Raw genomic sequence first — 22,207 nt, 5'->3', positions numbered from 1 at the left:
TGAATCCGGCGACGTCGGACCGGAAACGCCATGATCGAATTTTTCTTCGACTGTTCCAGCCCCTGGACCTATCTCGCCTTCCACAACATCCAGCCGTTGGCGAAAGAGCTCGGCGCGGAGATCACATGGCGGCCGATCCTGGTCGGCGGCATCTTCAACACGGTCAACCCGAGCGTCTACGCGCAGCGCGAGACGCCGGTGCCGCTGAAGGCGCGCTACATGAAGAAGGACCTCACCGATTGGGCGCGCTCCGCGGGCCTGGCAATCAAGATGCCGCCGACAGTATTTCCCGTAAACAGCGTCAAGGCGATGCGCGGCTGCAGCTGGCTGGCTGCGGACATGGTGCCGTTCGCGACGGCCGTATTCGAGACCTATTGGGGCGATGACAAGGACATCTCCCAGGATGCGGTACTGGCTGACATCTGCAGGAAGGTCGGCATCGACGAGCAGAAGTTCTTTGCGGGCATTTCGGAGCAGCGCATCAAGGACCAGCTCAAGGCCAATACGGAAGAGGTCGTCGCCCGCGGCGGCTTCGGCTCGCCCACCATCTTCGTCGGCAAGACCGACATGTATTTCGGCAACGATCGCCTGCCGCTGATCCGTGAGGCGCTGCTGCGCAACAGGGCGAGCGCAGCCTGATGGTGCGGGCTGTCGTCTGCCGCGCGCTTGGTGCGCCCGAAGCGCTGCAGCTGGAGGAGTTTCCGTCGCGGCCGCTGCAGCCGGGCGACGTGCGCGTCGCGATCCGCGCGGCGGGGCTGAATTTTCCCGATGTGCTGATGGCGGCCGGTGAGTATCAGCTCAAGCCGGAGCTGCCGTTCACGCCCGGTATGGAAGCTGCGGGCGATGTCACCGAGGTCGGCACGGAGGCGCGGGGCGTTGCCGTCGGCGACAAGGTCATCGTGAAGATGCGCCATGGTGCCTTCACGGATGAGGCGGTGGTGACGCCGTCGCAGCTCACGCCAATGCCGTCGACGTTCGACTACGCGGAAGCTGCGACCTATCTCGCCGGCCACGGCACCGCCTATCATGCACTGATCGATCGCGGCCGGGTCGAGCCGGGAGAGGTGCTGCTGGTGCATGGCGCCGGCGGCGGCGTCGGCCTTGCCGCCGTCGAGATCGGCAAGATGCTGGGCGCGAGCGTGATCGCAACGGCCTCCAGCGACGAGAAGCTCGCGATTGCGAAATCGCGGGGCGCCGACCATCTCATCCGCTACGACCGCGAGCCGTTTCGCGATGCCGTCAAGCGCATCACCGATGGCCGCGGGGCCGACGTGGTATTCGATCCCGTCGGCGGCGAAGTGTTCGAGGATTCGATGCGCTGCATCGCCTGGGGCGCGCGGCTGCTGGTGATTGGTTTTACCGGCGGCATCGGCTCGGCCAAGACCAATCTCCTGCTGATCAAGGGCGCCAGCGTGCTCGGGGTCCGTGCGGGTGAGGCGGTTCGAAAAAATCCTGCACTCGGCGAAGTGCGCCTGAAGGCGCTGCTGCAATGGGCGGAGGAGGGCAAGCTGCGTCCGAACGTGTCGCATCGTTTGCCGCTGGAAGACTATGCTGCGGCGATGCGATTGCTGATCGAGCGCAAGGCGATCGGGCGGGTCGCGTTACTGATGTGAGGCACGTGCGACCGTGTCGTGACCTCCCGCCGAGTAGCCGAGACAGGTCTTCACGATCTGGCCACAGACCGCATCGCGTGCGTTACCGATATCGGTCGCGCCGGCATATTGCACTTCGGTGACTTTGCCGCGGACGAAGCGGAGCTGGACCCGACAATAGCCCGACGGCGCCTGGCCCCCGACATTCAGACCGGGCGGCAGGGTGAGCGTCGGCGGCGGAACGCCGCCCGGCGGGCTTGCGGCGTGCTCATACATCCAGATCTCGCTGGAACCATCCTTCACCGTGCCCGACGGCAGGCCGGCACACATACGGATGGACGATTGATCGAGCCCGACCAGACTTGCTCGGCCGCGCTGCGCCCATTCGGCATCCTGCTGGGCGCAGCCGGTCAGGACGAGTGGCGCGAGAGCCGCCATTCGCAGGTAAAGACGCATCGGTATCGCTTCCCGTGAGGTGCGATACGATACAGCGATGCAGTATTGCGATGCAGCAGGCGGTTCGGCGGCGGTCCATGCGCGGCCGGCATGGATCAAACAATCAAATTGCGCGTTATGGCGCGCCGCGATGCCTCATTTGTATTCCCGCTCGGTCCACCACGGGAAATAATCCGGCATGTCGGACGACACCTTGTTCTTGAACTGCGCGGGGCGCTTCTCCAGGAACGACACCACGCCTTCCTTGACGTCGTCGGAGCGGCCGCGGGCGTAGATGCCGCGGCTGTCGACCTTGTGGGCCTCCATCGGATCGTCGGCGCCCATCATGCGCCACATCATCTGGCGGATCAGCGCCACCGAGACCGGCGCGGTCTTCGCCGCGAATTCCCTGGCGAGAGCGCGGGCCGTCGGCAGGAGATCATCCGGGGCCACGACCTTGCTGACGAGGCGTCCGGCAAGCGCTTCCTGCGCCGGAAAGACTCGGCCCGAATAGCACCATTCCAGCGCCTGCGAGATGCCGACGATACGCGGCAGGAACCAGCTCGAGGCCGCCTCCGGCACGATGCCGCGCTGGGAGAACACGAAGCCGAAGCGGGCGGCCTCGGACGCAATGCGGATGTCCATCGCGAGCTGCATGGTGACGCCGATGCCGACGGCCGGGCCGTTCACCGCTGCAATCACGGGCTTCAGGCATTTGAAGATGCGCAGCGTCACCTGGCCGCCGCCGTCGCGCACCTGCGGGTCGCTGTAGTCGACCTTGCCGTCGGCCGACCGCCTGACCGGGCCGCGCCGCGCGTCGCGGTCGAACGTGTCGGCGCCGGAGGACAGATCGGCGCCCGCGCAAAAGCCGCGGCCGGCGCCGGTGACGATGATGGCGCGGACGTTGTCGTCCTTGTCGGCGGCGTCGAACGCTTCGATCAGTTCGCCTTGCATCTGCGCGTTGAAGGCGTTGAGCTTGTCGGGCCGGTTCAGCGTGATGGTGAGGATCTGGTCGGCGACCTCGTACTTGATCGTCTCATACGCCATGTGGGGTTTCCTTCCCTGTCATTCTTGAATCAATTGTGTCATTGCCGGGCTTGACCCGGCAATCCATCTTTTTTGATGAGGGATGGATGCGCGGGTCGAGCCCGCGCATGACGACTTGTGCGTAGACGCTGAGCGCTACTTCGCCGGCGGGCTCGGCCAGGGCTTCTGCGGACCGCGCAAGCCCTCAAACGCCTTGGCCATGCCGAGCACGCCGAGATCGTCGAAGCGCCTGCCGACGATCTGTACGCCGATGGGAAAACCCTTGGCATCGAAGCCGCCATTGATCGAGATCGCGGGGTTCTCCGACATATTCCACGGCACGGTATAGGCGATGTGCTCGAACGGCCTCATCGGATCGTGGGTTGGTGCAGCCCAGTCGGCCGGATAGTTCACGTTCGGTGCGGTCGGCGAGATCAAATAGTCGAGCTCGCAGAACAGCTTTCCTGCTGCGGCGCGGATCGCCATGGTCTGGTTGAAGCCGCGGATGACGTCGACGCCCGACAGCTTTGCGCCGGACTCGCCCCATGTGAAGATATAGGGCAGTACCTTGGCTTGATCTTCCGGCGTCAGCTTCGACAGATCGTCCCACATCCGCGCGCGCCAGAAATTGTCGAGGCCGTCGAGCATCTCGCGCGTGAGAATGCCGTCGACTTCGGTCACGACCGCGCCGGCGGATTCGAACGCTTTCGCGGCCTTCACCGCGACCTCACGGACCGGCTTCTCCAGCGCCAAGCCGACGCCGGGATCGAGCATCAGGCCGATGCGCAGTTTGCGCGGGGACTTCTCCAGCCCCTTCCAGTTCAGCGGCTCGGCGGGCAGGCTCGTGCCGTCGCGCCGGTCGGGCTTTGCGATCACGCTCATCATCAGCGCGCAATCATCGACCGTGCGGGTCATGGGGCCGGCGACACGGCCGACATAAGCCGGGTCGATCGGCACGCGGCCAAAGCTCGGCTTTAAGCCCACAAGGCCGCACCAGCCCGCGGGCAGGCGGACCGAGCCGCCGATATCGGTGCCGAGATGCAGCGGACCGTAGCCGGCTGCCGCGGCAGCGCCCGCGCCGGCGCTGGAGCCGCCGGGATTTTTCGAGAGATCCCAGGGATTGCGCGCGAGCGCGTGGAAGCTGGAAAGTCCGGAGGACAGCATGCCGTAATCCGGCATGGTGGTTTTTGCGAAGATGATCGCGCCGGCTTCGCGCAGCCGAGCGGCGGGCGGGGCATCCTTCTCGGCCGGCACGAGCTTGACGCTCGCCGCGCCCAGCGGCACCGGCACGCCCTTGGTCGCGATGTTGTCCTTGACCGTGACGGGCACGCCATCGAGCGCGCCGGACGGCTCGCCGCCGGTCCAGCGCGCGGTCGAGGCCTTTGCGGCCTCGCGCGCGCTGTCGGGATCGAACGCATAGAGCGCCTTAAGGTGCGGCTCCCACGCAGCGACGTGCGTGAGCAAATCCTCCAGCACCTCGCTCGGCGAGAACTGTTTTGCCCGGTAACCCGCGATCAGATCGACCGCGGACAGATCGTGCAGCGAGGTGACCGCCTCTTCGACGCTCTTCTTCTGCATTGTTAGACCACCGGCATGCGCGTTTCGATGATCCGGGCGAACATGCTGGCGCCGATCGGCAGGATCTTGTCGTCGAGCACGAAGCCGGGATTGTGCACCGGCACCGAGCCGTCATGGCCGACCCAGAAATAGGCGCCGGGAATGGTCTGCAACATGTCGGCGAAATCCTCGCTGCCCATCTTCGGCTGGGCGCGGGTGATCACGTTGGCGGGATCGACGATGGTGCGCGCGACGTCTTCCACCACCTTGGACTGCTCGACCTGGTTGACCAGCACATCGAAGGTGTCGCGGATGTCGACGTCGATCACGCACTGATAGGCGCTCGCAATGCCGGCGCAGATCGTGCGAATGCGCTCGCTGATCAGGGTGCGGACTTCTTTCGAGAAAGTGCGGATGGTGCCGCAGAGATGCGCGTCGCCGGGGATGACATTGTAGGCGGAACCGGCGTGGATCTGCGTGATCGAGACGACGGCGGCCTGCAGCGGCTCGACGTTGCGGCTGACGATGGTCTGGATCGCCTGCGCCAGCGTGGTCGCGATGATCACCGCGTCCTTGGAGCGTTCGGGCATCGCGCCATGCGCGCCGTAGCCGGTGATGCGGAGGTCGAAGAAGTCGGCGCTGGCCATGGCCGGGCCGGGCAGGATGGCGATCTCGCCGTGATTGAGGTCGGGCGCGTTGTGCAGGCCGTAGAGCTCGTCGCAGGGAAACTTCTCGAACAGCCCGTCCTTGATCATGGCGCGGGCGCCGCCGAGGCCTTCCTCGGCCGGCTGGAAGATCAGGTGCACGGTGCCGTCGAAGTTCTTGGTTTCGGCAAGGTAGCGCGCCGTGCCGAGCAGCATGGTGGTGTGGCCGTCATGGCCGCAGCCGTGGAAGCGGCCGGGGATTTTCGAGCTCCACTTCAGATTGGTGTTCTCTTCCATCGGCAGCGCGTCCATGTCGGCGCGCAGGCCGATGCGCTTGGTGCCCGAGCCTTTGCCCTTGATCACGCCGATCACGCCGGTGCCACCGAGACCGCGATGCACCTCGATGCCCCAGCTCTTTAGCTTGTCGGCGACGATGCCGGAGGTGCGCACTTCCTCGAAGCCGATTTCGGGATGGGCGTGAAGGTCGCGGCGGATGGCGGTGAGTTCGTCGGCATAGCCGTCGATGCGCTCGATCGTGGGCATGTGTTCCTGTCCGGTTAGCGTGAAGGGGGATTGAAGGCGGGGCCGTTCGGCTTGATGCGGATGCCCGGACGCAGCCGCGTCCAGGGAAGCGTGGCCGTGTCGGCCGGCATCGCGCCGGGGGCGGCGCAGATCATCAGCTTTGCCGCGATCGGCTCGAAATCGGCGCGGAAATGCACCGAGCTCTTGTTGACCAGAATCTTCTCTTCGGTGGGCTCGATGCCGACATAGCGGTACATCGCCTGATCGGCGAGCTGCGCCTTGTGGGAGGAGACGACGACGCGGACATCGCCGATGCGAAGGCAGGCGGACGGACCCATCTCCATCTCGCGGCCGCCATAATAGGGGCCGGGCGCGATGAAGCGGCCGTCGGAGAGTTTTTCGACGATGAAGGTGTCGCGATAGGGCTCATCGCCGGGAATGCCGGACTTGCCGCCCAGCGACAGCGTCACGGTGGCGCCGACGCCGGCCGCATGCGCGGCCCTGGCCGATTCCGGATCGTAGATCGCGCCGGTTGCAGCACTGGCCTTGTTGCGCACCAGCGCGCGCAGCATGCCTGTGGTGTCGGAATCGCCGCCGGCGCCGGGATTGTCCTGGGTGTCGGCGATGATGATCGGCTTGCTCGCGCTCTTCGAAAGTTCCATCGCGTGGCGCACGCCGTCGTCGGGCGACCAGATCTTGCCGTCGAAATCGTCCTCGTGGCTCTCGATCAGTTTGACGATCGCATCGGCCGCACGGTCGGCGTCCGCTTGCGTCTTGCCGTAGGCGAACACGCTCGGTCCGCAATCGCGGAAATCGGCGGCGGGGAAGCCGGGCGCGAAAGAGAGTGTCGGGACCGCGTCGCTCTCCAACGCGGCGAGCTTTTCGTAGATGCCCTTGGTAGGGTAGTCGTTGGTGCATTGCCAGCTGATCGCGATCAGGAACGGCAATTGGCGGAACGATTTTGCGAAGCGCTGCTTGGTCTTCAGGAGCAGGGCGAGGTGGCGGGCCGAGGCGCGGCCGGTCTCGGCCATGTCGACATGCGGATAGGTGCGGTAGGCGATCAGCGCGTCCGCATGTTCCATCATCTCGGGCGTGACGTTGGCGTGGAGATCGAGGCTTGCGACCAACGGGACATCCTTGCCGATGACGCGGCGCACGCGCGCCAGAATTTCGCCTTCGCCGTCGTCGAGATGCTCGGTCACCATGGCGCCGTGCAGGTCGAGATAGACCGCGTCGAGCGGTCCGGCGGCTGCGATGCTGTCGACCATCACCTTCACGATGCGCTCGAAGGCGTCCCTGGTGACGTGCGCCGACGGGCTCGCACCACAGGCAATCGTCGGAATAAGGTCCCAGCCATTGGCTTCGGCGCTGTCGACGAACCCGGCGAGGCCGACATTGATGCGCCGCATCACCTTCAGCACCTCGGCCCCTTGCGTCATCGCCGGCCAGCCGCCGCCATGCTGGAAGTCCGCGAACGTCGCCTTGGTTGGCGCGAAGGTGTTGGTCTCGTGCAGGAAGCCGCCGACGGCGATACGTGTCATCAACTCAAGTCCAGGCGATTGAAAGTGCGCGACGTTAGCCTTGGCCTTGAGGAGAGAGCAAGCTGGGAAGCAATCGCGCCGCGCATGGCCTCAAGCTGTTTTGGGAATGCTGCTCCGCCGTCATTCCGGGGCGCGCCACTTCGGCGTGAGCCCGGAATCCATCATGCGACAGAGTCTGCTGCCTGATGGATTCCGGGCTCATCGCTTCGCGATGCCCCGGAATGACGAGGAGAGAATTTTGTTATGCCGTGGCCGCGACGCCTTCCGATACCGGCCGGAAGTTCGCAAAATCCCAGCCGCGGCCGGGCGCTGCCTCCAGCAAGGCTCGGGTGTAGGCCTCTTTCGGATGCGTCAGCACCTCGGCGGCCGGGCCCTGTTCGACGACGCGGCCATGCTGCATCACCACGACCTCGTCGCAGATCTGGGCTGCGACACGCAGATCGTGCGTGATGAACAGGATGGCGATGCCGAGCCGCTTCTGGATTTCGTCGAGCAGTTCCAGCACCTGCGCCTGCACCGAGACGTCGAGAGCCGACACCGCTTCGTCCGCAACCAGCACGTCGGGGTCGAGCGCGAGTGCGCGGGCAATGGCGATGCGCTGGCGCTGGCCGCCGGAGAACTGGTGCGGATAGCGCGACACGGCGTCGGCAGGCAGGCCGACCAGCTCGAGCAGCTCGCGCGCCCGCTTCATCGCATCGGCATGCGAGGTGCCGTAATTGATCGGGCCTTCCGCGATGCTCTCGCCGACGGTGACGCGCGGGTTGAGCGAACGGTAAGGGTCCTGGAACACGATCTGGATCTTCTTCCGATGCGGCTGGAGCAGGCGGCGCGAGATGTCGGCGATCTCGCGGCCGGCAAGGCGCACGCCGCCGGAGGTCGGATCGATCAGACGGACGATGCAGCGCGCGACGGTCGACTTGCCCGAGCCGCTCTCGCCGACGATGCCGAGCGTGCGGCCCTTGCGCAGCGTCAGCGTGACCCTGTCGGCGGCAACGACCTCGCGGCCTTTGCCGAAGAACGCGCGCTCCTTGTAGACCTTGCCGAGCTCGTTGGCCTCCAGAACCACCGGTTCTCTGGTCTCGGGCCGCGCCGCGCGCGGCACCAGGCTCGGCACCGCGGAAAGCAGGTTGCGGGTGTATTCCATGGTCGGATTGCGCAGCACGGTGTCCAGCGTGCCGGTCTCGACCAGCCGGCCCTGCCGCATCACCGCGACGCGATCGGCGATCTCGGCGACCACGCCCATGTCATGGGTGATGAACAGCACGGCCGTACCATGATCGCGCTGGAGGTCGCGGATCAGGGTCAAAATCTGCTTCTGCGTGGTGACGTCGAGCGCGGTGGTCGGCTCGTCCGCGATCAGCAGCTTCGGCTCCAGCACCAGCGCCATCGCGATCATGATGCGCTGGCGCTGGCCGCCGGAGAGGCGATGCGGGTAGGAGGCGAAGATGCGCTCGACCTGGGGCAGGCGGACCTGCTCCATCATGTCGAGGATGCGCTGCTTGCGCGCCTTGGCATCGAGATTGGTGTGCGCGCGCAACACTTCGTCGATCTGGCGGCCGACCGGCACCACCGGATTGAGCGCGGTCATCGGCTCCTGGAAGATCATCGCCATCTGCGTGGCGCGCAGTTGGCGCAGGCGGCGGTCGGTCGCGGTGAGGATCTCCTCGCCGACCAGCTTGACGCTGCCGCCGGTCGGAACCAGCGTGCCCTTCGGCAGCAGGCCCATCGTGGTGAGCGAGGTCACCGACTTGCCCGAGCCGCTTTCGCCGACGAGGCACAGCGTCTCGCGCTCGCGCACCTGGATCGAGATGCCGTCGATGATGTTCGCACCCTTCGGCTTCTTGCCGACGGAAACGACGAGGTTGTTGATGTCGAGGATGGGGCTGGTCATGTGAGATCTCCACGGTCGTTCCGGGGCGCGCGCAAGCGTGAACCCGGAACCTCGAGATTCCGGGTTCGGTGCTTCGCACCGCCCCGGAATGACGGAATCAATGGTTTCACTTGCCTTCCCGCTGCTTCATGCGCGGATCGAGTGCGTCGCGGGCGGCGTCGCCGATCAGATTGATGCTGAGAATGGCGATCGACAGCAGCAGGCCCGGCCAGAAGATCAGCGTCGGCTTGAGCTGAAAATACTGGCGGCCCTCGGCCATGATGTTGCCCCAGGTCGGCGTCTCCGGCGAAATGCCGGCGCCGAGGAAGGAGAGGATGGCCTCGGTGAGGATTGCGGAGGCGCAGACATAAGTGCCCTGGACGATCAGCGGCGCGATCGTGTTCGGCATCAGATGCCGCCACATGATCTTCGGCAGGGACGAGCCGACCGAGATCGCGGCCTCGACGTAGGGCTCCTCGCGCGCCGACAGCACCACCGAGCGCACCAGGCGCGCCACGCGCGGGATTTCGGGAATGGTGATGGCGACCAGCACCGTCCAAAGGCTGGCGCCGGACAGCGAGACCACCGCGATCGCGAGCAGAATGCTCGGCATCGCCATCAGGCCGTCCATGACGCGCATCAGGACGGCATCGACCAGCTTGAAGAAGCCCGAGACGAGGCCGATGACGAGGCCGATGACGATCGAGAGGATCGCGCAGCCAATGCCGATCAGCAGCGAGATGCGGCCGCCATAGATGACGCGCGACAACAGGTCACGTCCGTAGGCGTCGGTGCCGAGCAGGAACTGCGCCGAGGAGGGCTTCAGCCGCTGCGACGGCGCAAGCTGGATCGGATCATGCGGTGCGATCAGGGGCGCCAGGATCGAGATCAGCACGATCAGCGTGAGCAGGACCGTGGCCGTCGCGATGATCGGCGTCGAGGTGAGGAACCCGAAGCGCGGCCGCAGCGGCGATGTGATCGGAATGGATGACCGTGGAAGGGTATCGACTGACATTTTTGTCCTTGTCCTTGCCTCAGTACCGGATCCGGGGATCGAGCAGCGTGTAGGCGACGTCGATCAGCAGGTTGACGACGACGTAGATCAGCGACGTCAGCAAGATCATCGCCTGGATCACCGGATAGTCGCGCGCCAGCACCGCGTCCACCGTGAGGCGGCCGATGCCGGGAATGTTGAACACGCTCTCGGTGACGACGACGCCGGAGATCAGCAGCGCAAAGCCGGTGCCGATCACGGTGATGACGGGGACGGCGGCGTTGCGCAGCGCGTGCCGCATCATCACGGCAACCTCGTTGATGCCTTTCGCGCGCGCCGTTCGGACATAGTCTTCGCCCAGCACATCGAGCATTGCCGCCCGCGTCATGCGCGCGATCAGCGCGATGTAGATGAAGGACAGCGCGCAGGTCGGCAGGATGATGCGCTCGAAGAACGGGCCGAAGCCGTTAAAGATGCTGCGGAAGCCCTGCACCGGCACCCAGCGCAGATCGATGGCGAAGACCTCGATCAAGACATAGCCGACCACGAACACCGGCACGGAGAAGCCGAGCACCGACAACCCCATCACGCAGCGGTCGATCCAGGTGCCGTGCTTCCAGGCCGCGATCACCCCCAACGGAACGGCGACGATGACGGCGAGGATGATGGTGCACAGCGCGATCGAGATCGACGGCTCGACACGCTGGCTGATCATCTTCATGACCGGCAAGTTGGAGATCAGCGATGTGCCGAGATCGCCGTGCAGCAGCTTGTTCACCCAGGTGATGAACTGCACGATCAGCGGTTCGTTCAGGCCGAGCGAGTCGCGGATGCGCTCGAGCCGTTCAGGCGTCGCGTTGTCGCCGGCGAGAATAGCGGCAGGGTCGCCCGGCGTGAGCCGCAGCAACAGGAACACGAACAGCGCGACGACACCCATCACGGGCACCGCGGCCAGGACGCGGCGAATGAGATAACCTAGCATGCACCTATCTCCGGCTGCGGAACTTGTGGGGCTTTGATGCCCTCGTGGAATCGACTGTGTCTATCATGCACGCCTGTCACTTGAGCTGGAAAGCCGGCCGGAGAAGCCGGTTTTTCGGGGCAAATTGTGTGCCAAGGGCAGGGCGGTCGCAAGGGCCGCCTGGCCTGCGACTCAGGATGCATGGCGCAGCTCACGATCAACCCCAAGTTCAGTTCGGGCCGCCGCTGCGGCCGTCGGTACGTTGAGCCCGCGCCAGCCGTCGATGGTCCCGGCAATTATCTGCGCGGTCGCGGCCGACAAGGTCCAGCCGAGATGGCCATGGCCGGTGTTGAAGAACACGCCCGGCATCCGTCCGGCGCGCACCACCGGCATCATGTTCGGCATCATCGGACGCAGCCCGGCCCAGGGGATGACTCGCGACGTCTCGACGGCGGGGAAGTTGCTGCGGACCCAGTCGACCAGCGGCTGCACGCGATCGGCGCGGATGTCGCGGTTGAAGTCGTTGAATTCGGCGGTGCCGGCGACACGAAAACGGTCTGCGCCAAGCCGGCTGGTGACGATCTTGGCGGCCTCATCCAGCAGGCTGACGGTCGGCGTCGCATTGCGGCTCGCGGCAGTGTCGAGCTGCACGGTGATCGAATAGCCCTTCACCGGATAGACGTTGACGCGCTCGCCGAGCAGGGTGGCGAAGTGACGGCTGGCTACGCCGGCGCAGACGACGACGCCGTCCGCCTTCAGCATGCCGCGCGTCGGCGGGACAGCACCGTTTGCGGAGAGGTCAGCCCAGCCGATGACAAAGCCGCCGCCGGCCTGGGCGATGGAATCGATGTTGGCTTCGTGGGTGAAGGTCGCGCCGCGACGCTTGCAGGCCTCCGCAAGCCCGCGCGTGAACTTGTGGATGTCGCCGGTCGCGTCCGACTGCGTGTAGAAGCCGCCATAATAATCCTTGCGCAGCGTCGGCTCGATGGCGCGGATCTCGTCCGGCGTCACCGGGCGGCGATCGAGGCCGCCTTCCTGCAACAGAGCGTTGACGCGCAGGCCGGACTCAAAACCCTTCTTGTCGTGATAGATGTGAAGGATGCCGCGGCGTTCGAGGTCGAAGTCGATGCCTTCGCGCGTTGCGATCTCGAACAGGTGCTTGCGGGCTTCGATGGCGAGCCGCGTCGTCTGAATGGTGTTGGCGCGGTAGTTGCCGATGTTGGCGACGAACTCGCTCATCCACGAATATTTGTGCCAGTTCGGCCGCGGGTTCATCAGCAGCGGCGCATCGCGCCGGAACATCCAGCGCAGGCCCTTCAGAATCGTGGCAGTGCTGTTCCACACTTCAGCATTGCTGGCGGAGAGCTGTCCGCCGTTGGCGAAGGAGGTCTCCATCGCGGCGTAGCGGTGCTTGTCGAGCACCGTCACCTTGTATCCGCGTTCGAGCAGGGCATAGGCGGTCGTCACGCCGGTGATACCGGCGCCGATGATGGCGATATGGGTCATGGCAGTTCGGGGCTCCCGTGAGTTAGAGTCGGCTGACCGCCGGCCAAAGGCCGTTGGCGGCGCCCCATCTGTCACGGTTACCTGAGAGCTTGATCCGTTGCGGACCTCGGCGAGGTCAGCTTTCGGACTATCCCCTTCGGTGGACGTCACGACCACTAGAGTCGCGCCGTCTCTCTCCAGATCGTCCTGACGATACGGTCCTTTTGCCTGAGAGTTTCCGGGGCGGTTGCTCCGTCGGCGCCGCAAAGAAGGCCGAAACCTTCGTTGCGATCTCTCCCGCGTCGTCGCGTGGACCATCGAGCAGTACGATGCGCCTCATTTTTAGACAAGGCTAAATTTCAACCGCGACTGCCAACGCATTGTGCAGTGCGAAGTTGATTCAATTTACTCCAGTGTCGCCAGCAATCCCGCCATCAGCCGGCCGCGTTCGACCAGGCTTTCGACTTCGATGAACTCCTCGAGCGTGTGGCCATTGCCGCCGCGCACCCCGAGGCCGTCGAGAGTCGGAATTCCCATCGCGCCGGTGAAATTACCATCGGACCCGCCCCCCGAACTCGCATGCGGCAGCTCAGCGCCGAGCGATTTGGCGATGCCGCGCGCCTTTTCGTACAGCGCCATCGTGCCGGCATTGGGCTCCCACACCGGTCGCGTCACGCCGCGCGTCACCTTGAAAGTCACGTCGTTCGCGGTCCCCGACAGCGCCAGCATCCGTTCGACGCCGCGGTCGAGATCGGCCTGGCGCTTCGCCATCGACAGCGCCTCGCCGGTGGCGATCGTGGCTACGCAATTGACCCATTGTCCGCCATGCACGACGCCGACCGAGAAGGTGCAGTCCTCCGTCGTCATCGCGTCGATCGCAAGAATCTGCCGCGCCATCTCGCGGATGGCGGAGCGGCCCGCCGACAGTGTCGCGCCGGCGTGGCTCGGCCGTCCCGTCGCTTCCAGATTGAATCGTGCGATGGCGTAACGTCCGGTGGTGACGCCGTTGTCGGCGCGGCCGGGTTCGGGCACCAGCACATATTTGTTGCGCGCGGCCTCAGCCTCGATGATGTCTCGCGTCGAGGGCGTGCCGACCTCCTCGTCCGGCGTGAACAGCACGGTGATCGGCAGCGGGGTGGTGAAGGAGGCGCGCGCCAGCTGCCGGATCGCTTCGAGCGAGAGATAGTTGCCGCCCTTCATGTCGTAGATGCCGGGGCCGTAGCATTTGTTGCCCTCGCGGCGCCATTTCAGCTTCTCGATGGTGCCGACCGGGTGAACGGTATCCATGTGGCCGGCAATCAGGATGCCCGGCTCGCCCTGCTTCGGGTGCGGGAAGCGCGCGCGGATGACGCCGCCAAAGCCTTGGCGGCCGGCAATGCGCTCGATCGTCGCACCCATGATCGCCATATCCCGCGCTGCGATATCGAGCATGCGGTCGACCGCGCCTGCGTCCCAGGTCGGGCTCTCGCATTCCACCCAAGTGCGCAGGCCCTTGAGCATCGCCTCGGAATCGAAAGGAAGATTGGCTGGATTCATCTTAATGTCTCTCAAAGCTTCGAAAGATGGAACGCGCATTGCATCGGTACGGCGGGACTGGCGGAGAGCGTTGTAGAGCTAAACCGATCTTTGTAGAGCCCGTACGTGCGCCGCTTGGGCCTGCAGCGAAACCGGATTGACGCGCTCAACACTGTCTGCAAGTCTCGAAAGATAAAGGCATTGTATGAGGTTAGTTCGCCTAAAGAACGAACCTGATGCTCAACCAATAACCTGCCTTTGAACAGTTTCACGTCAGGAGAGACTTTTATGTTGAGCTTGATGCGCCGGGGGCGTCGCGCGTTCGCCTCCACACTTGCGCTGTCGGTCGTCGCGCTTTCCACGGCGATGGCCTCGCCCGTGTTTGCGGCCGGCAAGACCATCACCGCGGTGATGCATTCGGATCTGCGCATCATCGATCCGATCTTCACCACGGCCTACATCACGCGTGACCATGGCTACATGGTCTACGACACGCTGATCGCGACTGATTCGAACTTCAAGATCCAGCCGCAGATGGCGGACTGGAAGATCTCCGACGACAAGCTCACCTACACGTTCACGCTGCGCGACGGCCTGAAATGGCATGACGGTGCGCCGGTCACGGCGGAAGACTGCGTCGCCTCGCTCAAGCGTTGGGCCGCGGTCGACGGCATGGGCCAGAAGCTCATGGACTTCACCGCGAGCATCGAGGCCACCGATGCCAAGACCATCACGCTGAAGCTGAAGGAGCCTTACGGCCTCGTGCTCGAATCGATCGGCAAGCCATCTTCGCGCGTCGCCTTCATGATGCCGAAGCGCCTCGCCGAGACGCCGCCCGACAAGCAGATCTCCGAGCAGATCGGCTCGGGCCCCTTCAAGTTCGTGCAGTCTGAATTTCAGCCGGGCGTGAAGGCGATCTACGTCAAGAACACCGACTACGTGCCGCGCAAGGAGCCGGCGAGCTGGACCTCCGGCGGCAAGGTGGTGAAGGTTGACCGTGTCGAATGGATCACCATGCCGGACTCGCAGACCGCAGTGAACGCGCTGCAGTCGGGCGACATCGATTTCATGGAAAATCTGCCCTTCGACATGCTGCCGTTGCTGGAGGCGAACAAGGAGATCACGCTCGAGGTCTCGAACAAGTTCGGTTTCCAGACGCTCGGCCGGATGAACTTCCTTCATCCGCCGTTCGATAACGTCAAAGTGCGCCGTGCGGCCTTTCTGGCGATAAACCAGAAGGACGTGCTCGACGCGCTGGTCGGCAACGCCAAATATCAGAAGATCTGCGGCGCATTCTTCGTGTGCGATACGCCATTCGCGACCGAGGTCGGTGCCGAGACCCTGATCAAGGGCAACGGCATGGCCGAAGCCAAGAAGGCGCTCGCGGAGTCCGGCTATGATGGCACCCCGATCGTGATCATGGCCCCCGGCGATGTCACGACGCTGAAGGCGCAGCCGATCGTTGCGGCTCAGTTGCTGCGCGAAGCCGGCTTCAAGGTCGACCTGCAGGCGACCGACTGGCAGACGGTGGTGAGCCGGCGCGCCAGCCAGAAGCCGCCGAAGGAGGGCGGCTGGAACATGTTCTTCACCAACTGGGTCGCGGCCGACGTCTCCAACCCGATCGCCAATCTCTCGATCGGCGGCCAGGGCAAGAAGGGCTGGTTCGGCTGGGCGGAGAACGCCAAGATCGAAAAGCTCAAGGACGACTTCGTTCGCGCCGCCTCACTCGACGAGCAGAAGAAGATCGCCGCCGACATCCAGAAGGAAGCCTACGAGCAGGTGATCTACGTTCCGCTCGGTCAGTATTTGCTGCCGAGCGGCTGGCGCAAATCGCTGAGCGGCGTGCTCGATGGTCCCGCAACGCCGCTGTTCTGGAACGTCGATAAGTCCGAGTAAGGCGAGGGCGCGTTAGCGCGCCTTTCGTCCCGACCATTACGCGGCGCCGCTGTCGTCAGCGGCGCCGCTCGCAAGCCGCTCGCCAGGAGAAGGTCGATGTTCCAACTCATGCGCCCAGGGCGTCGGTCATTCGCCTCCACACTTGCGCTTTCAGTCGTCGCGCTTTCGGCGCTGGCCTCGCCGGTTCTTGCCGCGGGCAAGACAATTGCCGCCGTGATGCATTCGGATCTGCGCATCCTCGATCCGATCTTCACCAGCGCCTATATCTCGCGTGATCATGGCTACATGGTCTTCGACACGCTGATTGCGACGGATTCGAACTTCAAGATCCAGCCGCAGATGGCGGACTGGAAGATCTCCGACGACAAGCTCACCTACACGTTCACGCTGCGCGACGGCCTGAAATGGCATGACGGTGCGCCGGTCACCGCGGAAGATTGCGTTGCCTCGTTGAAGCGCTGGGCCGCTGCCGATGGCATGGGGCAGCAGATGATGCTGTTCACCGCGAGCCTCGAGGCGAGCGACCCCAAGACCATCACGCTGAAGCTGAAGGAGCCCTACGCGCTCGTGCTGGAATCGATCGGCAAGCCGTCCTCCCGGGTTGCTTTCATGATGCCGAAGCGCCTCGCCGAGACGCCGGTGGACAAGCAGATCCCCGAGCAGATCGGCTCGGGCCCCTTCAAGTTCGTGCAGTCTGAATTCCAGCCGGGCGTGAAGGCGATCTACGTCAAGAACGCCGACTATGTGCCGCGCACGGAGCCGGCGAGCTGGACCGCAGGCGGCAAGGTGGTGAAGGTCGATCGCGTCGAATGGATTACGATGCCGGACGCGCAGACCGCGTTGAACGCGCTGCAGTCGGGCGACATCGACTTCATGGAACTTCCTGCCATCGAAATGTTGCCCACCATCGAAGCCGACAAGGGGCTCAAGCTCGAGATCCTGAACAAGTTCGGATTCCAGACGGGCGCACGGATGAACTTCCTCCATCCGCCATTCGATAACGTCAAGGTCCGCCGCGCGGCACTACTGGCGATCAACCAGAAGGACGTGCTCGACGCGCTGATCGGCAATCCCAAATACTACAAGGCCTGCGCGGCGATCTTCATCTGCGACACGCCGTTGGCGACAGAGGTTGGCGGTGAGACCCTCGCGAAGGGCGGTGACATGGCTGCGGCCAGGAAGGCGCTCGCCGAGTCCGGTTACGACGGCACACCCGTCGTGCTCATGGCGCCGGGCGACGTGCTGACGCTGAAGGCGCAACCGATCGTGGTGGCTCAACAACTGCGCGAAGCCGGCTTCAAGGTCGACCTGCAGGCGACCGACTGGCAGACGGTGGTGAGCCGGCGCGCCAGCCAGAAGCCCCCGAAGGAGGGCGGCTGGAACATGTTCATCACAAACTGGGTCAGCGCCGACGTGGTCAACCCGATCTCCAACGTCGCTGTCGGCGGCCAGGGCAGGAAAGGCGGCTGGTTCGGCTGGGCGGAGGACGCCAAGGTCGAGCAGCTCAAGGACGCCTTCGTTCGCGCGGCAACGGCGGAGGATCAGAAGAAGATCGCGATCGAGATCCAGAAGGAAGCCTACGACCAAGTGCTCTACATGCCGCTCGGCCAGTATCAGGCGCCCAGCGCCTGGCGCAAGTCGATCTCCGGCGTGATCGATGGCCCGGCAACACCCGTGTTCTGGAACATCGACAAGACCGAGTAGGGGGAGGGCCTCCGTTCAGCAATGGCTGTCGCGGACCCGCTCGAGACCTTCGCTGACGAAAGGCGCGGTGACCGCGGCTTGATTGGCGCCCGGCACTGAGCGGTCCGTCTCCGCCCGCTCCGGGGTGTTCTGATCTTCGCGGTGTTTCGGTTCCATTGGCGCGGCCTCTCGAATTGCTGCACTACAACATTGAGGAGGCCGCGAAGTTCCTCACGCAATAGGGCGATGATGCGGCTTGAACAGCCGCCCTTTCTCCACCACCAGCACGATCGCAAGGGCGGCGAGCGTCGACAGGAAAAAGCCGACCGAGAACGGCAGCAGCGTGCCGTCAAAGCTCTGCCCGATCACCATGCCGACGGCGATGCCGACCAGCGTCGTGATCGAGCCGTAGAGCGAGGAGGCGGTGCCGGCGATATGGCCCTGCGGCTCCATGGCAAGCGCAGTGAAGTTCGCGACCATCATGCCGAACGAGAACATCATCAGCGCCGAGAGCACCATGAACAAGGCAAGCGGCAGCATGCCGAGGCTTTCCGTCAGCAGCATCACGCCCGCCACCAAAGTGTAGAGCGTCAGCGCGCCGTGCGAGATCACGCGCATGCCGAGGGTTCCGACAAATCTGGCGTTGAGGAAGCCGGCGATGGCGGTGCCGGCCGCAATCGCGGCGAAGGCGAGCGGGAAATAATGGCCGAGATGATAGATGTCGGTGAACACCTGCTGGGCCGAGAACACATAGGCAAACAGCGCGCCCATGACGCTGCCGGCCGCGAGTGCATAGCCGATGGTCTGGCGATTGCTCACGGTCTGCCAATAAGCCGCGAGGACGTCGCTCGGCGCGAGCGATCTGCGCTCCGAGACCGGCAGGGTTTCAGGCAGCCGCAGCACCGACCACGCCAGCGCGAGCAGCCCGTAGAGCATCAGCACGACGAAGATGCCGCGCCATTGCGTCACCAGCAGCACCGCCTGTCCGAACGAAGGCGCGATCACGGGCACCGCGATGAAGATCATCATCGCCAGTGACATCACGCTGGCCATGCGGCGGCCGACATAGCAGTCGCGCACGATCGAGGTCGCAATCACGCGCGTCGCCGAGGTGCCGAATCCCTGCAGCGCGCGTGCCAGCAGCAGCGTCTCGAACGAGGGCGCCGCGACCGCCAGCACGCTCGCGACCGCATAGACCGCCATGCCGCCGAGCAGCACCGGACGGCGGCCGAAGCGGTCCGACAACGGCCCCATGACGAACTGGCCGGCGCCGAAGCCGATCAGGAAGGTCGACAGCACCAGTTGAAGATGGTTGGCGTTGGGAATGTTGAAGGCGGCTCCGATGTTGGGCAGCGCCGGCAGCATCATGTCCATCGCAAGCGGATTGAGCGCCATGATGGACGCGATCACGATGACGAATTCCGGAAATCCCATGGGTCGGTGTCCCGAGGACACCCAATCGTCGGCATTGACGTCGGACAAGAAGCTCACCTCTGAAAATCAGAGGCTTCTTGATCGGTTGTGCTGCGCCGCACAACCCATGTTTCGGGATGGCTGGCAGGCGGGACGGGAGCGGACAAGAATTGGTGAACCGGCGTAGCCCCGTCCCGCGACGGCCCTCGATGCGGTTCTGCAAAACGCCGATGCGGCTGGCGGCCTGAGCGGAACAACAGGCCGTTTTCGGCCGCGGGTCGGAAACCAGTGATTCACCATCCCTCCCTAAAGATCGGCGCCCGGCAAGGCCTCTCCATCCGGCGGGATGAAAACGGAAACGCATCCTGTCCACAGTGGCCGCCGAGATGAGGCGCCGGCAGTACGCGCAGAGAAACCAAGTCAACAGAGGTATCCGTTCGTGTCCGATGTCACCGGTTCCGCACGATGGTTGGTCCCCCCGGCAGACACGGCTTCGCGGCGGCACATCTGGCTCGGCTGCCTGATCGCACTCACGGCGCTGCTGGTGTTCGGCAATCTTGCCAACGACGCCGTGCTCGAAGTGAAGTATGGCTGGGACACCCGCGTCAATTGCGCGGCGGTTGAAGCCTATGCCGGCGGCCTGGATCCCTATTTTGTCAAGAACCTGAAAGGCACCAGGCTCTCTTACCCCTATCTGCCGGTGACACTGGACGTCTTCCGTCCGTTCTGCGCGGATGGCCGTCTGGTCGATTACTACAAGGGCATCTTCCCTGTCCTCGCCGTGCTTTGCGGGCTGCTGCTGCCCGGTCTGGGCCGTACGCGCCCGAGCACGCGCGATGTTGGGCTCAAGGTGCTCTGCGCGCTCGGCGCGTTCGTCGGTTTCGAATGGGTGCAGGCGTCCGGCAACTTCGCCATTCTGAGCGGCGTGCTGACCGCGATCGCGCTGAGGCTCCTGCTTCTTCCCGCCGCGCCGGAAACGTCAGACGACCGGAGCTTCCCCTTGCGTCTCGCGGGAGCCGCGCTGCTTGGCCTCGTGATGTCGTTCAAGCTGGTGTTCTTTCCCGTGCTGGCCGCGCTCTATTTCCTGCCGCTGCGGCGCGGCCGCAAGCTGGCGCTGCTCGCCGCGGCGGTGTTCGGTTTCGTATTTCCGGTCCTGATCTCGCGGCTGTTCTACCCCGACCTGTTCGCGAGCTGGCTGCTTGCGATTGCGGGGCAGATCCCGAACCAGCACGCCGTCGATCTCGTCGAGATCAATCCGTCGCTGCTGCTGCTGGCGCGGAGCGCGATGGATCAGGCCGGCCTCGGTGACAGCAGGCCGGCGATGTTCGCGACCTATGCACTGTTCGCCTCCGCGCTCGTGCTGGTGCCGTTCGTCTTGTCCGTCCTGCGCGCAATCGGCAGCCCCCCGGCGCCGGGTGCGGGATCGCTTCTGGCGCGGCTGGATCGCTGGCTGACGGATCATCCCCGCGCGGCCATGCGCATCACGGTGCTTGCCATGTTTGCGCTCTACCTGAGCTCGCCGCGCCTCAAGGAATACGCCTTCTTCGAGCTCGCGCTCTATGCCGCGGTCCTCGTCGTCGATCTTCCTGCCATGGCGATCGCCGCATTTCTCACCGCCGGCCTTGTTATTCCGGCACTGATCTCGCTGGTCGGAACGACGCTCGAAGGCAGCTTCATCCTCCTCGCCGTCGCGCTGATCTGCTTCTGGATATTGCTGCTCGATTTTCGCGCCGGGCCAGAACGCCCCGAGACGGCTGGTGCGCAGCCATGACGAATATCGCCGCGTCCACAGATGCCGGAATCCAGGGGACCTTTGCCGCCGGCGCGTCGCCGCGGGGCTGGCTGCCCCGTTTCGTACTGGCCTTGGCCCTTCTGGTCGCCACAGCCGTCGCGATCGATATGGGCATGGACGAGACGTTCGGCTGGGACGCGCGGGTGAACTGCGCGGCTGTCGAGGCGCATGTCGCGGGGCTCGATCCCTACTTCGTGAAGAACTTGAAGGCGACCAAGCTTTCCTATCCCTACCTTCCGGTCACCCTCGATGTCTTCCGGCCGCTTTGTGCCGGCGGCTTTCTCGTCGCGCATTACAAGTCGATCTATCTGGTTCTGGCGTTGCTCTGCGTGCTGCTGCTGCCCGGCCTCGGCAAGGCCGGCAGCGGCTTGCGGGATGTCGTGCTGCGCGGGGTGTTTGCGCTGGGCGGTTTCCTCGGCTTTGAATGGATCGTTGCGACCGGCAATTTTGCGATCCTGAGCGGCCTGCTGACGGCCGCATCGCTGGCGCTGTTGCTGCGTCCCGTGCAGTCCGCGAGCATGGTGCCGCGGCTGGCCGGCGCGGCCGTGCTCGGCCTCGTCACCTCGTTCAAGCTGGTGTTTCTCCCGGTGCTCGCCGCGCTTTATTTCCTGCCGCAGCCGAGGCGTCGCAAGCTGCTCCTGATCGCGGTGGCGGCGGGCATGTTCGCGCTGCCGATCCTGGCTTCGCTGCTGCTCTATCCCGACCTGTCGAGGAGCTGGCTCGGCGCGATCTTCGGCCAGATCCCCGGGCAGCATGCGCCGGGGAACGAGGTCAATCCGTCGCTGCTCTTCCTGTCCCTCACACTTGCGGACCGCGTTGGGCTCGCCGGCAGCAAGCCTGTGGTCGCCGTGCTCTATGGTCTGATCGCGGTCGCACTGGTGCTCGCGCCGCTGGCCGTGTCCGTATGGCGCATGGTCGGGACACAGCGCCCGGCCGGCAAGGCCTCGCCCCTTCAGGCGCTCGACGGCTGGCTGGTCGATCACCCAGATGCCGCGATGCGGATCACGGTGCTCGCGATGTACGCGCTCTATCTCTGTGCGCCCAGGCTGAAGGAATATGCCTTCTTCGAGGTGGCGCTCTATGCCGCCGTCCTCGTCGCCGGTCTGCCTGCGGCGACGATGGCGGCGGTGCTGACGGTCGCGGTCGCCATTCCGACGCTGGCGTCGGTCTCGGGCATAACCTTCATGGGCGGGTTCGGCCAGCTCACGATCGCGCTGATCTGCTTCTGGATTCTGCTGCCGCGTGAGGATATAGGCCGCGTGTCGCCGCAGGAGGCGTGAT

At 64.8% G+C, this 22,207-nt stretch carries 18 protein-coding genes and 2 riboswitches; of the genes, 6 read left to right on the top strand and 12 right to left on the bottom strand.

The window, feature by feature from the left end; all coding sequences use genetic code 11:
* The first annotated feature begins 30 nt into the window (after window positions 1-30).
* Window positions 31-639 carry a 2-hydroxychromene-2-carboxylate isomerase gene (locus QSV46_RS33030; RefSeq protein ID WP_314961387.1) on the top strand — a complete coding sequence of 203 codons (609 nt, stop codon included), beginning with the start codon at window positions 31-33 and terminating at the stop codon, window positions 637-639.
* On the top strand, window positions 639-1,613 hold the full coding sequence (locus tag QSV46_RS33025; protein WP_314961385.1) for an NADPH:quinone oxidoreductase family protein: 975 nt from the start codon (window positions 639-641) through the stop codon (window positions 1,611-1,613). The genes QSV46_RS33030 and QSV46_RS33025 overlap by 1 nt, the downstream gene beginning before the upstream one ends.
* Here QSV46_RS33025 and QSV46_RS33020 read toward each other — a convergent pair.
* From QSV46_RS33020 to QSV46_RS32975, 10 genes are all read right to left on the bottom strand, one after another.
* A complete protein-coding gene (locus QSV46_RS33020; RefSeq protein WP_314961382.1) occupies window positions 1,602-2,048 on the bottom strand; it encodes a hypothetical protein in 447 nt (148 codons plus the stop codon). The two genes, QSV46_RS33025 and QSV46_RS33020, sit on opposite strands and share 12 nt — an antisense overlap.
* 135 nt (window positions 2,049-2,183) lie before the next feature.
* Window positions 2,184-3,074, bottom strand: a complete 891-nt coding sequence (locus tag QSV46_RS33015; RefSeq protein ID WP_314961379.1) for a crotonase/enoyl-CoA hydratase family protein — start codon at window positions 3,072-3,074, stop codon at window positions 2,184-2,186.
* A gap of 135 nt (window positions 3,075-3,209) precedes the next feature.
* The gene (locus tag QSV46_RS33010; protein WP_314961375.1) at window positions 3,210-4,631 is read right to left on the bottom strand and encodes an amidase; all 1,422 of its coding nucleotides are present in this window, start codon (window positions 4,629-4,631) and stop codon (window positions 3,210-3,212) included.
* Window positions 4,632-4,633: 2 nt separating this feature from the next.
* Window positions 4,634-5,797 (bottom strand): M20 aminoacylase family protein, encoded by a 1,164-nt coding sequence (locus tag QSV46_RS33005; RefSeq protein ID WP_314961372.1) that lies wholly within the window; start codon window positions 5,795-5,797, stop codon window positions 4,634-4,636.
* Between the two features lie 14 nt (window positions 5,798-5,811).
* Window positions 5,812-7,317, bottom strand: coding sequence for a M81 family metallopeptidase (locus QSV46_RS33000; protein ID WP_314961368.1), 1,506 nt, complete (start codon window positions 7,315-7,317; stop codon window positions 5,812-5,814).
* Between the two features lie 241 nt (window positions 7,318-7,558).
* Complete coding sequence (locus QSV46_RS32995; protein ID WP_314961365.1) at window positions 7,559-9,208, bottom strand: ABC transporter ATP-binding protein; 1,650 nt, start codon at window positions 9,206-9,208, stop codon at window positions 7,559-7,561.
* A gap of 106 nt (window positions 9,209-9,314) precedes the next feature.
* A complete protein-coding gene (locus QSV46_RS32990; protein ID WP_314961362.1) occupies window positions 9,315-10,202 on the bottom strand; it encodes an ABC transporter permease in 888 nt (295 codons plus the stop codon).
* A 19-nt stretch (window positions 10,203-10,221) separates the two neighbouring features.
* Entirely contained in the window at window positions 10,222-11,163 is a 942-nt protein-coding gene (locus QSV46_RS32985) for an ABC transporter permease (RefSeq protein ID WP_314961360.1), read from the bottom strand.
* Window positions 11,164-11,334: 171 nt separating this feature from the next.
* Entirely contained in the window at window positions 11,335-12,648 is a 1,314-nt protein-coding gene (locus tag QSV46_RS32980; RefSeq protein WP_314961358.1) for a D-amino acid dehydrogenase, read from the bottom strand.
* Window positions 12,649-12,714: 66 nt separating this feature from the next.
* Window positions 12,715-12,830, bottom strand: a riboswitch (glycine riboswitch).
* A 3-nt stretch (window positions 12,831-12,833) separates the two neighbouring features.
* Window positions 12,834-12,937: riboswitch (glycine riboswitch) on the bottom strand.
* 95 nt (window positions 12,938-13,032) lie between these two features.
* Window positions 13,033-14,163 carry a M20/M25/M40 family metallo-hydrolase gene (locus QSV46_RS32975; protein ID WP_314961356.1) on the bottom strand — a complete coding sequence of 377 codons (1,131 nt, stop codon included), beginning with the start codon at window positions 14,161-14,163 and terminating at the stop codon, window positions 13,033-13,035.
* Between the two features lie 267 nt (window positions 14,164-14,430).
* Here QSV46_RS32975 and QSV46_RS32970 point away from each other — a divergent pair, with 267 nt between their 5' ends.
* Both QSV46_RS32970 and QSV46_RS32965 read left to right on the top strand, forming a co-directional pair.
* Complete coding sequence (locus QSV46_RS32970; RefSeq protein WP_314961353.1) at window positions 14,431-16,038, top strand: ABC transporter substrate-binding protein; 1,608 nt, start codon at window positions 14,431-14,433, stop codon at window positions 16,036-16,038.
* A 96-nt stretch (window positions 16,039-16,134) separates the two neighbouring features.
* Window positions 16,135-17,742: an ABC transporter substrate-binding protein gene (locus QSV46_RS32965; protein ID WP_314961351.1), complete on the top strand. Its 1,608-nt coding sequence runs from the start codon at window positions 16,135-16,137 to the stop codon at window positions 17,740-17,742.
* Between the two features lie 15 nt (window positions 17,743-17,757).
* Here QSV46_RS32965 and QSV46_RS32960 read toward each other — a convergent pair whose 3' ends face one another.
* On the bottom strand, window positions 17,758-17,898 hold the full coding sequence (locus tag QSV46_RS32960; RefSeq protein WP_314961348.1) for a hypothetical protein: 141 nt from the start codon (window positions 17,896-17,898) through the stop codon (window positions 17,758-17,760).
* 54 nt (window positions 17,899-17,952) lie between these two features.
* Complete coding sequence (locus QSV46_RS32955; RefSeq protein WP_314961345.1) at window positions 17,953-19,203, bottom strand: multidrug effflux MFS transporter; 1,251 nt, start codon at window positions 19,201-19,203, stop codon at window positions 17,953-17,955.
* 370 nt (window positions 19,204-19,573) lie between these two features.
* Between QSV46_RS32955 and QSV46_RS32950 the strand changes: the two genes are divergently transcribed.
* Window positions 19,574-20,905, top strand: a complete 1,332-nt coding sequence (locus tag QSV46_RS32950; RefSeq protein ID WP_314961343.1) for a hypothetical protein — start codon at window positions 19,574-19,576, stop codon at window positions 20,903-20,905.
* A complete protein-coding gene (locus QSV46_RS32945; protein ID WP_314961341.1) occupies window positions 20,902-22,206 on the top strand; it encodes a hypothetical protein in 1,305 nt (434 codons plus the stop codon). The genes QSV46_RS32950 and QSV46_RS32945 overlap by 4 nt, the downstream gene beginning before the upstream one ends.
* The last annotated feature ends 1 nt before the right edge of the window (window position 22,207 follow it).

Source organism: Bradyrhizobium cosmicum, assembly GCF_032290525.1.
GTDB lineage: Bacteria > Pseudomonadota > Alphaproteobacteria > Rhizobiales > Xanthobacteraceae > Bradyrhizobium > Bradyrhizobium cosmicum_A.
This window is presented reverse-complemented; position numbering and strand designations above follow the sequence as displayed.